Annotated in this window: 13 protein-coding genes; 11 read left to right on the top strand and 2 right to left on the bottom strand. The window is 70.4% G+C overall.

Going from position 1 to position 12,273, the window contains the following annotated elements:
* The first annotated feature begins 88 nt into the window (after nt 1-88).
* Nucleotides 89-1,516 carry a hypothetical protein gene (locus ACZ6TI_RS32460; RefSeq protein ID WP_465349003.1) on the top strand — a complete coding sequence of 476 codons (1,428 nt, stop codon included), beginning with the start codon at nt 89-91 and terminating at the stop codon, nt 1,514-1,516.
* On the top strand, nt 1,513-1,812 hold the full coding sequence (locus ACZ6TI_RS32455) for a hypothetical protein (protein ID WP_465349002.1): 300 nt from the start codon (nt 1,513-1,515) through the stop codon (nt 1,810-1,812). The genes ACZ6TI_RS32460 and ACZ6TI_RS32455 overlap by 4 nt, the downstream gene beginning before the upstream one ends.
* Here ACZ6TI_RS32455 and ACZ6TI_RS32450 read toward each other — a convergent pair.
* Nucleotides 1,798-2,256, bottom strand: a complete 459-nt coding sequence (locus ACZ6TI_RS32450) for a MarR family winged helix-turn-helix transcriptional regulator (RefSeq protein ID WP_465349001.1) — start codon at nt 2,254-2,256, stop codon at nt 1,798-1,800. The genes ACZ6TI_RS32455 and ACZ6TI_RS32450 overlap by 15 nt on opposite strands.
* Before the next feature lie 23 nt (nt 2,257-2,279).
* Between ACZ6TI_RS32450 and ACZ6TI_RS32445 the strand changes: the two genes are divergently transcribed.
* A complete protein-coding gene (locus ACZ6TI_RS32445) occupies nt 2,280-2,759 on the top strand; it encodes a hypothetical protein (RefSeq protein ID WP_465349000.1) in 480 nt (159 codons plus the stop codon).
* Between the two features lie 12 nt (nt 2,760-2,771).
* Here the strand turns inward: ACZ6TI_RS32445 and ACZ6TI_RS32440 are convergent, their stop codons facing one another.
* Nucleotides 2,772-5,156: a phosphoketolase family protein gene (locus tag ACZ6TI_RS32440; protein ID WP_465348999.1), complete on the bottom strand. Its 2,385-nt coding sequence runs from the start codon at nt 5,154-5,156 to the stop codon at nt 2,772-2,774.
* 115 nt (nt 5,157-5,271) lie between these two features.
* Between ACZ6TI_RS32440 and ACZ6TI_RS32435 the strand changes: the two genes are divergently transcribed.
* The 8 genes from ACZ6TI_RS32435 to ACZ6TI_RS32400 all read left to right on the top strand — a co-directional run bounded on the left by ACZ6TI_RS32435 (nt 5,272) and on the right by ACZ6TI_RS32400 (nt 12,208).
* Nucleotides 5,272-6,417: an NAD(P) transhydrogenase subunit alpha gene (locus tag ACZ6TI_RS32435; protein ID WP_465348998.1), complete on the top strand. Its 1,146-nt coding sequence runs from the start codon at nt 5,272-5,274 to the stop codon at nt 6,415-6,417.
* Nucleotides 6,414-6,710: an NAD(P) transhydrogenase subunit alpha part 2 gene (locus tag ACZ6TI_RS32430; RefSeq protein WP_465348997.1), complete on the top strand. Its 297-nt coding sequence runs from the start codon at nt 6,414-6,416 to the stop codon at nt 6,708-6,710. Before ACZ6TI_RS32435 ends, ACZ6TI_RS32430 begins: the two co-directional genes overlap by 4 nt.
* Nucleotides 6,707-8,125 (top strand): NAD(P)(+) transhydrogenase (Re/Si-specific) subunit beta, encoded by a 1,419-nt coding sequence (locus tag ACZ6TI_RS32425; RefSeq protein ID WP_465348996.1) that lies wholly within the window; start codon nt 6,707-6,709, stop codon nt 8,123-8,125. Before ACZ6TI_RS32430 ends, ACZ6TI_RS32425 begins: the two co-directional genes overlap by 4 nt.
* Nucleotides 8,126-8,281: 156 nt before the next feature.
* On the top strand, nt 8,282-8,902 hold the full coding sequence (locus tag ACZ6TI_RS32420; protein ID WP_465348995.1) for a YesL family protein: 621 nt from the start codon (nt 8,282-8,284) through the stop codon (nt 8,900-8,902).
* Entirely contained in the window at nt 8,899-10,440 is a 1,542-nt protein-coding gene (locus ACZ6TI_RS32415; RefSeq protein WP_465348994.1) for an extracellular solute-binding protein, read from the top strand. The genes ACZ6TI_RS32420 and ACZ6TI_RS32415 overlap by 4 nt, the downstream gene beginning before the upstream one ends.
* On the top strand, nt 10,437-10,916 hold the full coding sequence (locus ACZ6TI_RS32410) for a hypothetical protein (protein WP_465348993.1): 480 nt from the start codon (nt 10,437-10,439) through the stop codon (nt 10,914-10,916). Before ACZ6TI_RS32415 ends, ACZ6TI_RS32410 begins: the two co-directional genes overlap by 4 nt.
* A gap of 9 nt (nt 10,917-10,925) precedes the next feature.
* Complete coding sequence (locus ACZ6TI_RS32405; RefSeq protein ID WP_465349224.1) at nt 10,926-11,342, top strand: ABC transporter permease subunit; 417 nt, start codon at nt 10,926-10,928, stop codon at nt 11,340-11,342.
* A complete protein-coding gene (locus ACZ6TI_RS32400) occupies nt 11,342-12,208 on the top strand; it encodes a carbohydrate ABC transporter permease (RefSeq protein ID WP_465348992.1) in 867 nt (288 codons plus the stop codon). Before ACZ6TI_RS32405 ends, ACZ6TI_RS32400 begins: the two co-directional genes overlap by 1 nt.
* The last annotated feature ends 65 nt before the right edge of the window (nt 12,209-12,273 follow it).

Raw genomic sequence — 12,273 nt, 5'->3', positions numbered from 1 at the left:
GCCGAATTCTGACATCGGCGGTGGGTGTGGGCGGGCCTGTCGATCTGGCAGGCTCGATGGCAGTGTGTGGAGTCCTTGGGGGTGCCGCATGTTCGAGTTCTCGCGTCCGCAGATCCAGCCGGAGGAGCCCGAGCCACCGGAGCCGATCTTCCGGCCCGCGCCGCGCGATGCGGAGTCCTCGTCCCGCGTGACCGATGACGACCGGCCGAAGTGGTGGGCGGGCACGCACCTCGACCCGTCGGCGAACGACGCGCCGCGGCCCGACCTGTGGGCCATCTTCCGGCCATCGCGCGGCGGGGCGCCGGACTCTCCTCCGCAGGCCGCGCTCAGGCCACCCCGGCCGGGCGCCGTCCCGCCGAAGCCGGCGTCGCCGCGGCTGTGGCCGCTCATCGGGCCACGGGCCAGATCTCGCAGGCCGGAAGCCGACGCCCTCGGGCCGCTCCGGCCGGCGGCCGAGACCCGCGAACCGGAAGCCGATGCCCTCGGACCTCTCCGGCCGCCGTCCAAAGCGCGCAAGCCGGAAGCCGACGCCCTCGGCGAGCCGGACGCCGACACCCGCGGTCCGCGGCCTGCGCCCGTGGCCGCCGCGGCCGATCCGCGAATCTTCGAGTTGCGTGCCCTGCTCGGGCTGGATGCGTTGCGGGAGAAGGGGTTGGAGGTCGAGAGCCGGCCGACCCGCAGATACCCGGTCAGCGGCACCGGCGACATCCGGCCCGAATACCACGGCGTCGCGTTTCTGAAGACCGCCACGCACGCGCACGGCCGGCTGCGCAGCGTCGGGCTCGGCCTGATGTTCTCGCCGCACACCGTGCACGCCCGCGACTCGACCTCCGTCGTGGTCGGCGACAACTGCGATCTCACCCAGGTCGATCACGTCCACATCCGCCGCGCGGAGGTGGCCGAGGACGACGCGCTGCGGTCCCGCAAAGTGCGGGAGATCGTCGCCCGGGCCCGGCCCGGCGCGGACAACTCCGCCGTCGTGCGCGATCTGCGCGCGGCCCTGGAAAGCCTGGTGAACCGCCCGGCGAAGACCGGCCCGACCACGATGGACCGGCGGCTCCGCGCGGACTGCACGGCGTCGATCCACCGGGCCGACACGGTGCAACTGGGTGACGGCGCCGTGACCCAGCTCGACTCCCGGTTCGTGCTGGAGCGCACCACCATCCCGGCCGGCGCTCTGATCGCCGACAGCGAGGAGCTGGCCCACCGTTATGTCGACCTGGTGGCCGCGCCGCAGGACGACGCCGGCGAGCTCGCCGGTTTCCTGTGCGACCTGGTCGGCGCCGCGCAGAATGCGACCGACGACAACGTCCTTGGTTACGCCGACGGTCTGCCCCAGCAGAAGGCCACCCTCCTCGGCCTGTTCGGCCTGGTCGCCGTCGACAACGCGACCAGCGTCATGGTCGGCGCGGGCAACAAGCTGCGCACCGAGCTGAGGATCCGGATCCCGGAGATGAGCGCCGACAGCGGCATCGCCGACGGGGTGCGCAAGCAGAAGAAGGCCGGATCGACATGAGGAAGGCGTGGGTGGCGGCCGGCGGTCTCGCGCTCGCCCTGATCGGCGCCGGCGTCTTCTTCGCGACCCGCGACTCGCTGGGCGACATGGACCAGTGGGCGAGCGTCGGCAGCTTCCTGCTGGCGCTGGTCACCCTCGGCGGCGCCGCGATCGCCGGAATCCGCGGGCGGGCCGGCGAAACCGCGCCCGGCACCGGCAGCCGCACGCAGATCAAGAAAATCAAGGGGGTCGGCCAGCTGATCGTGGGTGATCACACGACGGCCACCTACCACAAAGGGGACTCAGACCGGCGGTGAGACCGTGTGCAGCACCCGGTGCAGGAGGGTGTTGACGGTCGCCATCTCATCAGCGTCGAGGCCCAGCGCGCCCGGCTCGTTCAGGGCGGCGGCGACGCCGAACGCCCGGCCCAGCAACGCCTCTCCCTGCGGCGTCAGCTCGATGCCCGCCCGCCGGCCGCGTCCACCGCTGCGGTCTCGGGCGACGTGGCCCGCCGCCTCCAGCGCGGCGACGATCTCGCCCACGCTCTGCGGGGTGACCAGCACGCGCCGGGCCAGCTGACCGGAGCCGATGCCGGGCTCCCCGGCGATCACCGCGAGCACGCCGAACTGCGCCGGGGTCAGCGACACCTCGCGCATCGCCTCCTCGAACAGCTTCGCCAGGAAGTGACCGGCGCGCACGATCGTCCAGCCGACGGCGTCGTCCGCGCGTACCGAAGTATCAGGTTTCCTTGCACTTGCCATAAGGTAACCTTACACTCTCAGGTATGCGGAAGAGCACCCAGAGGAGACTGACGCTGCTGGCCGTCATCGGGCTGGCCTACTGGTGTTTCGGCAACGTCTACGAGGCCGTGGTGATCGCGCCGAACTGGGTGGTGGACAGCGCCGAGCAGGTCCGGCGGCTCAACGAGTTCTTCGTGACCACCAGCCCGACCACTTATTTCATCCCGGTCACCGTGCTGCCGATCCTGCTCGTGGGCGTCCTGTTCGCGGTCAACCGGGACGTCCGGGTCAAGGCCGACTACCGCTGGGCGGGCGTCTTCGCGGTGCTGTCGGTCGGGATCACCGTCTTCATGGTGTCCGCCTTCATCACCCGGATGTTCGGCGCCGGCTATGCCGCGCACGCCGCGGAGATGACCGCCGCGACCTGGGGCTGGAGCATCGCCAACCTGTTCCGGATCGCGTTCGTGGCCACCACCGCGGCGTTCATGTTCGCCGCGTTCCGAAAACTGGATCGCCCGGCCTGATCAACGTCCGGCTCAGCCCTGCCGGGCCCAGTCGCCGAGCGACCAGTCGCGCACCTCGGGCATGTCCTCGAGGTGCTCGACCACATAGGCCTCGTGCCGCTCGAGCTGCTGCTCGCACCACTGCTTGAGGTCGCTCGCGCCGCGCGGCAGCCGCTTGGCGTTGTTGATCGCGTCCATCACCAGGTGGTAGCGCGACGCCTTGTTGCGGACGGTCATGTCGAACGGCGTGGTCGTGGTGCCCTGCTCGATGAAGCCGCGCACCCGGAACCGGTCGGCGTCCGGCCGGCCGTGCACCAGCTGGTGGATCGCCCCCGGGTAGCCGTGGAACGAGAAGACCACGTCGACCGTGTCGGTGAAGAGCTCGGTGAACATGGTGGTGCTCATGCCGTGCGGGTGGTCCTTCGGGCGCACCAGGGTCATCAGGTCGACCACGTTGACGACCCGGACCTTGAGTCCGGGGAGCCGCTCCGCCAGGATCTGCGCGGCCGCGACGGTCTCCATCGTCACCACGTCGCCCGCGCAGGCCAGCACGATGTCCGGGTCGCTGGCGCCGTCGTCGGACCCGGCCCAGTCCCAGACGCCCGCGCCCCGCGCGCAGTGCTCGACGGCCTGGTCCATGGTCAGCCACTGCAACTGTGGCTGCTTGTCGATGACGATCAGATTGATGTACGAGCGCGACCGGAGGCAGTGGTCCGCCACGGAGAGCAGGCAGTTGGCGTCCGGCGGCAGGTAGACCCGGGCCACGTCGCCGCGCTGGGTCAGCACCACCTGGATCAGCCCCGGACCCTGGTGCGAGAATCCATTGTGGTCGTTGCGCCACGCGGTCGAGGTGAGCAGCACGTTGAGGCTCGGCACCTTGGCCCGCCAGGGCAGGTTCTTCGCCTCTTGCAGCCACTTTCCATGTTGGACGGTCTGGGACGCGCTCACCATCGCGAACGCCTCATAGGTGGCGAACATCCCGTGCCGGCCGGTCAGGTTGTAGCCCTCCAGCCAGCCGTGGCAGTTGTGCTCGGACAGCACCTCCATGACCCGCCCGTCGCGGCCGATCGCCACGTCCTCCGGCGTCACCCGCTCCATGAAGCCGCGATCCGACACCTCGAACACCGCGCCGAGCCGGTTGCTGTTGGTCTCGTCCGGGCAGAACAGCCGGAACCGGTCCGGGTTGAGGGTGTAGATGTCGCGCATCAGCTCGCCGAGCTTGCGGGTGGACTCCGCGCGGTGCTCGGCCGGGCGCGGCACGTCGACCGCGTAGTCCCGGAAGTCCGGCAGGGCCAGGTCCTCGGTCAGCCGCCCGCCGTTGGCGTGCGGGCTGGCGCTCATCCGCAGATCGCCCTGCGGGGCGAGGCCGAGCACGGCCTTGGTGGGTGCGCCGCTCTCGTCGAAGAGCTCTTCCGGACGGTACGACCGCAGCCACGATTCCAGAATCGCGAGGTGTTCCGGGTTGTCCCGCACCCCCGACAGCGGCACCTGATGCGAGCGCCAGGTGCCGGTGACCGTGACCCCGTCCACCTTCTCCGGCCCGGTCCAGCCCTTCGGCGACCGCAGGATGATCAGCGGCCAGCGTGGCCGGGCGCCGTCCCACCGGCCCTCGCGGGCATCGCTCTGAATGGTCCGGATCTTGCGCCAGGCATCGGCCAGCGCGGCGGCGAACCGGTGATGCATGCCGGGCAGGTCGCCGCCCTCGACCTCGATCACGTCGTAGCCGTGCCCGTGCAGCAGCGAGCGCACCTCCGCGGGGTCCTTGCGGGCCAGCACGGTCGGCCCGGCGATCTTCGCGCCGTTGAGGTGCAGGATCGGCAGCACCGCGCCGTCGCGCTCCGGGTTCAGGAACGAGACGCCCTTCCACGAGCCCTCCAGCGGGCCGGTCTCCGCCTCGCCGTCGCCGACCACGGCGATCGCCAGCAGGTCGGGGTTGTCCATCACCGCGCCGAACGCGTGCACCAGCACGTAGCCCAGCTCGCCGCCCTCGTGGATCGACCCGGGCGTGGTCACCGAGACGTGGCTCGGGATGCCACCCGGGCTGGAGAACTGGCGGAACAGCCGCAACAGGCCGGCCTCGTCCTGGCTGACCTCCGGATAGACCTCGCTGTAGGTGCCCTCGAGATATCCGGCCGCCACCAGGGCCGGCCCGCCGTGCCCCGGCCCGGCGAGATAGATCGCCTGCTGGCCGGTGTGCCGGATCAGGCGGGAGACGTGCGCATAGATGAACGCCAGGCCCGGGCTCGTGCCCCAGTGGCCGAGCAGACGCGGCTTGATGTGCTTCGGCTCGAGCGGCTCCCGCAGCAGCGGGTTGCCCCGCAGATAGATCTGGCCGATGGTCAGGTAGTTGTTCGCCCGCCACCAGGCGTCCAGCTGCTCGATCTCGGTCTCGTCGGGTGCGGCCAAGGTGTCGTTCATTGTTCCACCGTAAGCCAGGGGATCGGCGAAGATCAGGGCCGAAGGACCCGGGCCGTCCGGCCCAGTCCCCGCCGGCGGGGTGGCGCGGCCGACCCGGGAGGCGTAGACCAGACGGATGACAACGGTCGGGGTGCTGCGCGAGACGGCGACCGGGGAGCGACGCGTGGCGCTGACCCCCGACGGTGTGACCAGGCTGCGAAAACAGGGGCTGCGGGTGACGGTGGAGGCCGGCGCCGGCGAGGCCGCCTGGTTCGGCGACTCCGGATACGCCGAGGCGGGCGCCACGATCGCCGGCCGCGGGCAGGTGCACGCGGACAGCGACGTGCTGGTCTGCCTGCATCCGCCGGACGATGTGGATCTCCTGCGCGAGGGTCAGCTGCTGGTCGGCCTGCTGTCGCCGCTCACCCGGCCGGCTCTGGTGCGGCAGCTGGCCGACGCCAAGGTCACCGCGGTCAGCCTGGACCTGCTGCCGCGCACGCTGAGCCGCGCACAGGCGATGGACGCGCTCACCTCCCAGGCCACCGTCGCCGGCTACAAGGCCGCGCTGGTCGCCGCGGAGACCTACGGCGGCTTCTTCCCGATGCTGGTCACCGCGGCCGGCACCAGCCGCCCGGCGCAGGTGCTGGTGCTCGGCGCCGGGGTGGCCGGGCTGCAGGCGCTGGCCACCGCCCGGCGGCTGGGCGCGCTGGTCACGGGATATGACGTGCGCGAAGCGGCGCGCGACGAGATCGCCTCGACCGGCGCGTCCGTGCTGGCGCTCGACGGTCCCGCCGTGGCCGGCACGGGCGGCTACGCCCGGGAGCTCACCGCGGCCGAGGCCGAACAGCAGCAGACCGCCCTCGACGCGGCGGTGGCCCGCTTCGACGTGGTGATCACGACCGCCCTGGTGCCCGGCCGCCGCCCGCCGGTCCTCGTCTCGGCCGCGGCGCTCGCCGCCATGCGCCCCGGCGCCGTGGTGGTCGACCTGGCCGCGGGCGAGCTCGGCGGCAACGTCGCGGGGTCCGAGCCGCGGCGCACCATCGTGACGGCCCGGGGCGTCACCGTGGTCGGCGCCGGTGAGCTGGCCGCGAGCGTGCCGCAGGCGGCGTCCACCGCCTATTCCCGCAACATCTGCGCCGTGCTCGCCGCCCTGCTGCCGGACGGCGTGCCGCGCATCGACCCGGACGACGAGATCCAGGCGGCGGTGGTGGCCACCCACGACGGCCGCATCGTGCCGCCGGCGGTCCGCGACGCCGCCGCGAGTGTGGAGGTCACCCCGTGAACCCGCTGCTGCTCGCCGACCTCACGGTCTTCCTGCTGGCCGTCCTCGTCGGGTTCGAGGTGATCAGCAAGGTGCCCGCGACCCTGCACACCCCGCTGATGTCCGGCGCGAACGCGATCCACGGCGTGGTGCTGGTCGGGGTCATGCTGCTGGCCGCCACCACCACGACCGCGGCGGGATACCTGCTGCTCTTCGTCGCCGCCGCGTTCGGGGCGATGAACGTGGTCGGCGGCTACCTGGTCACCGACCGGATGCTCGCGATGTTCCGCACCCGGCGGGACCCGCGCGGATGAGCGCCTTCGACACCACCGCCCACCTGGTCTATCTGGCCTGTGCCACGTGTTTCGTGCTCGGTCTGCGCCTGATGAACACCCCGGCCACCGCCCGCCGCGGCAACCAGCTCTCCGCGGCCGGCATGGCCGCCGCGGTCGCCACCACGGTCGCCGTGCTGGCCTGGCATCGGGAGGCCACCGGCGCCGCCCTGCTGACGCTCGCGGCCGGCACGGTGGTCGGCGCGGTCGCCGGCGTGGTCAGCGCGCGCCGCGTGCGGATGACCGCGATGCCGGAGCTGGTCAGCCTGTTCAACGCGGTCGGCGGCGGCGCCGCGGCGCTGATCGCGCTGACCGACACCGTCGAGCACGCCGGCTCGGTCGGCGCGCTGCCGGTGCAGACCACGCTGACGATCGCGCTCGACGTGTTCATCGGCGGGGTCACCTTCAGCGGATCGCTGATCGCCTCCGGCAAACTGGCCGGCATCGTGCCGGGCCGGCCGCTGGCGGTGCGCTCGAGCCGGCTGACCGGCATGCTGCTCGCCGTGGCGGCGCTCGCCATGATCGTGCCGTTCGTGGCCGGCCGTGGCGGGGTCGTGCTGCTGTGCGGCGTGCTGGTGGCCGCGCTGGCGCTCGGGGTGGCCGGCACCCTGCCGATCGGTGGCGCCGACATGCCGGTGGTGATCTCGCTGCTCAACGCGTTCACCGGCACGGCGGTGGCGATGGCCGGCTTCGTGCTGGACAGCACCCCGCTGATCATCGCCGGCGCCCTGGTCGGCGCGTCCGGCGCGATCCTGACCAAGCTGATGGCGGACGCGATGAACCGCCCGATCGCGGCGATCATGGCCGGCGGGTTCGGCACCGGCGACGGGCCGGCGGCCGGCGCGCTCGACGGGCCGGCCGCGACCGTCCGCGAGATCACCCTGGACGACGCCGCCATCCAGCTGGCCTATGCGGGCAAGGTGGTGATCGTGCCCGGCTACGGACTCGCGGCGGCCCAGGCGCAGCACGAGGTGGTCGCGCTCGCGCAGGCGCTGACCGACCACGGCGTCGAGGTGAGCTACGGCATCCATCCGGTGGCCGGCCGGATGCCCGGGCACATGAACGTGCTGCTGGCCGAGGCGAACGCGCCCTACGCGCAGTTGCGGGACCTGGACGAGATCAACCCCGAGTTCGCGCGCACGGATGTGGTGCTGGTCGTGGGGGCCAACGACGTGACCAATCCGGCTGCCCGGCGGCCCGGCAACGCGGTGTCCGGCATGCCCATCCTGGACGTCGACAAGGCCCGCAGCGTCCTGGTGATCAAGCGGTCGCTGGGCCGGGGCTACGCCGGGATCGACAACGAGCTCTACAGCGCCCCGATGACGGCGATGCTGTTCGCGGACGCGAAGTCGGGGCTCGCCGACCTGCTGACGGGGCTGCACGCCTACGCCCGGTGAAGCGATGCTGAAGGCCGCCGCCCCAGCGTCCGGTGGGGCGGTTGAGCCGATGCCGCGCGACCTGCGGGAAAGGGCTTTCCTGGCGTTGACTTTGAGACGATTCAAAGTTACCGTCGTCGATGCGTGTTCATCCGCTCGACATAAGGCAGGTCCTCCGTGCCGGCTTGGTCGATCAGGCTCTACGAAGCGGCCGACGAGCTGTGGTGGACGGTCCGGCTGACCCTGCTCTGGACGGTCTTCACCCTGGCCGGCGGCGTGATCGTCGGCCTCGGCCCGGCCACCCTGGCGGCGTACACACTGGCCCGGCGGCACGCCCTGGGTGAAACGTTCGCCGTCTGGCCGGCCTTCGCGGCGGCCGTCCGGCGCGAGCTCGTCCGCGGCTCGCAGCTGGTGCTCCCTCTGGCCGGCGCGACCGTCCTGCTGGTCGTCAACTACTTCTGGTTCGCGTCGCTGGGCGCGGCCGGGGCCGTCCCCCGGCTGACCACGATCGCCGCCCTGGCCGCGGTGGCCGTGATCGGGGCATACGCGCTGCCGATGGCCGTGCACTACGACCTGCGGACGTCCGCCCACGTCCCGAAGGCCTCACTGTTCGCCCTCACCCGGCTGCCCGCCTCCGTGCTGCTGCTCTTCGTCGGCACGGCGATCGGATACGCGGTCACCGTCTTCCCCGTCCTGGCGGTGGCCGCCGTCGGCGGGTGGATCCAGCTCGACACCTGGCTCTGTCTGCGCCTCTTCCAGGAGAACGAGGCCCGACGTGACGCGAAGGGATTCCCATGACCCTCCTCCCCCGACGCCGGCCGCTGGCCGCCGTTCTCGCACTGGCCACCGCCCTGGCCGCGGCCGCCTGCGGTGACGACGGCGGCGAACCGGTGAGCGACACCCTCTCCGTGATGGCGCCGCTGTTCGGCACCGCACCCGACCCGAACGGCGAGCTGCAGCAGGCGATCCAGAAGCTGATCGGCAAGAAGCTCGACATCACCTGGGTGCCGAACGCGGACTACGGCGACAAGACCAACGTCACGCTGGCGTCCAACGACATGCCGCAGGTGATGGTCGTGCAGGCCGACAAGGGACCGGCGTTCATCCAGGCGGCCCGGGCCGGCGCCTTCTGGGACCTGACCGGCAGGCTGGACAAGTATCCGAACCTCAAGCCGGGCAACCCGCAGACCGGGCGCAACTCGTCGGTCAACGGCAAGACCTACGGCATCTACCGGATCCGGCCACTGCTGCGCTCGGCCATCGTGATCCGCAAGGACTGGCTGGCGAAGGTCGGCCTGAGCGAGCCGAAGACGGTCGACGACCTGTACGCGATCGGCAAGGCGTTCACCGAGCAGGACCCGGACGGCGATGGCAAGAAGAACACCTACGGCCTGATCATTCCGAAGTGGCCCGGCTTCTATGCCACCGCCAGCCCGTACGACGTGATCGAGACGTGGTTCGGCGCGCCCAACGGCTGGGGTGACCGCGGCGGCAAGCTGGTGCCCGGCTTCGACACCGAGGAGTTCATGCAGGCCGAGCGCTGGCTCAGGAAATGGGTCGACGAGGGGATGGTCAACCCGGACTTCGCCACGCTGGACAGCGCCAACTGGAACGACGCGTTCGTGCAGGGCAAGGGCGGCCTCATCATCGACGTGAACGTCCGGTCCACCGACCTGATCAAGCTGTTCCAGCAGAAGGACGCGAAGGACTTCGACAAGGTCACCATGGTCGGCAACCTGGCCCGCTCGGACGGGCAGAAGTTCTCCTACCCGTTCACCGGCTACAACGGGATCGTCGCCATCTCCAAGGCGAAGGTGCGCACCGAGGAGGACCTGGACAAGGTTCTGCAGGTGCTGGACAAGCTGCAGGGCAAGGAGGGCGCGGTGCTGCTGACCAACGGCATCGAGGGCCGCAACTTCAAGCTCGAGGGCGAGTTCGCGGTGCCGCTCGGCGAGGACGACCCGCAGGTCAAGGTCATCCAGAACGACGTGGACAAGGCCTTCGCTCAGCTCGGCACCCGGGCCAGCGTCGGTCTCGGGGTCTATCCGCTCAAGCCGGCCGACGAGCCGTCGCGCAAGCAGCTGGCGCTGCGCGACACGCTGATGAACGAGGACCTCAAGACGGCGGTGCACAACCCGGCGCTGGCCGTGCTCTCCGACACCTACATCCAGCGTGGACAGACGCTGGACCCGATCATCCCGGACGCGCGGATCAAATATCTGTCCGGAGCGATCACCGAGGACCAGCTGCGGGCCGAGGTCAAACGCTGGTACGACAGCGGCGGCACCCAGGTCGCCGAGGAGGTAAACAAGCTGGTGAGCACCGTCGGCAGATGATCAGCCTCCAGAAGGCGGTGCGCTACCGCTGGCTCTATCTGATGCTGCTGCCGGGGCTCGCGTACTTCCTGATCTTCCGGTATTGGCCGATGTACGGCCTGAGCATCGCCTTCAAGGACTACCTGCCGTTCCTCGGCTACTCGGGCAGTCCCTGGGTGGGCGTCAAGCACTTCGAGGAGCTGTTCGCCGGTCCCGACTTCGCCCGGCTCATGGTCAACACCCTGGTGCTGGCCCTGCTCACCCTGGTGTTCGTCTTCCCCGCCCCGATCGTGGTCGCGCTGATGCTGAACGAGCTGCGTCAGCGCGTCGTGAAGCACTCGATCCAGTCGCTCATCTACATCCCGCACTTCCTGTCCTGGACCATCGTCGCGTCGCTGACCTACCTGCTGTTCTCGGCGGACTTCGGGCTGCTGGCCGGCTGGATCCACGACCTGGTCGGCGGCCGGCGGGTGGACTACGTGGCGCAGGAGGGCTAGTTCCGGCCGATCATCATCCTGCAGCTGCTGTGGAAGCAGACCGGCTGGGGCACGATCATCTATCTGGCCGCGCTGGCCGGCGTGGACACCCAGCTCTATGAGGCGGCCCGGGTGGACGGCGCCGGCCGGTGGCGGCAGCTCTGGCACATCACGCTGCCGTCCATCCGCCCGGCCATCGTGGTGATGGCCATCCTGACGTCGGGCAACCTGCTGGACTCCGGCTTCGAGCAGATCTGGCTGATGACGACCGCGCTGAACCGGTCGGTCGCGGACGTCTTCGACACCTACGTCTACTACATCGGCATCACCCAGGGCGCGTACAGCTACTCCACCGCCGTGGGGCTGTTCAAGGGCCTGGTCGGGGTGCTGCTGATCTTCGGCTCCAACCTGCTGGCGAAGCGGCTCGACGAGCGGGGGTTGTTCTGATGCGCACCCGGGGAGAACGGCTCTTCGACGCGCTGAACGTCGTCTTTCTGCTGACGCTGGCCGCCGTCACCGTGCTGCCGCTGCTCTATGTGCTGGCCGGGTCGTTCGCCTCCGAGGGCGAGATCGCGTCGCGGCCGTTCTTCCTGTGGCCACGGGACTTCGTCACCGACACGTACGACTACATGTTCTCGACCGGCACCTTCGTGCGGGCGCTGCTCACCACGATCGGGGTGACCGCGGTCGGCACGCTGGTGCAGGTGGCGTTGACGCTCACCATGGCGTACCCGCTGTCGAAACGGCATCTGCCGGGCCGGGCGCTGGTGCTCAACCTGGTCATCTTCACGCTGGTCTTCAGCGGCGGCATGATCCCGACCTATCTGGTGGTGCGCGATCTCGGGCTGCTGGACAGCTACTGGGCGCTGATCCTGCCGCTGGCCGTCAACCCGTTCTATCTGATCATCGTTAAGACGTTCTTCCAGCAGCTGCCGGAGGCGCTGGAGGAGGCCGCCCGGATCGACGGCTGCACCGAGCTCGGCGTCTTCCGGCGCATCGTGCTGCCGCTGTCCAAGCCGATCATCGCCACCTTCTCGCTCTTCTACGCGGTCGGCATCTGGAACGACTACATGTCCCCGCTGCTCTACATCAACGACACTCACAAGTGGACGCTGCAGGTGCTGGTCCGCCAGCTCACCGCACCCAACGCCGACGCGGCGAACGCGCTCAACCAGCTGGAGAACGCCCTCTTCCCCGCGCAGGGGCTCAAGTTCGCGGTGATCGTGATCGCGACCCTGCCGATCCTGCTGGTCTATCCGTTCCTGCAGAAGCACTTCGTGAAGGGCGTCCTCATCGGATCCGTCAAGGAATGAGGTAACCAGCCGTGGCACCGATCCCCCGACGCCAAGTCCTGGCCGGCATCGCCGCCGTGCCGCTG

It is taken from the genome of Actinoplanes sp. NPDC051388, assembly GCF_055586225.1.
Note: the sequence above shows the minus strand (reverse complement) of the source record. Positions and strands in the feature narration are given on the sequence as shown.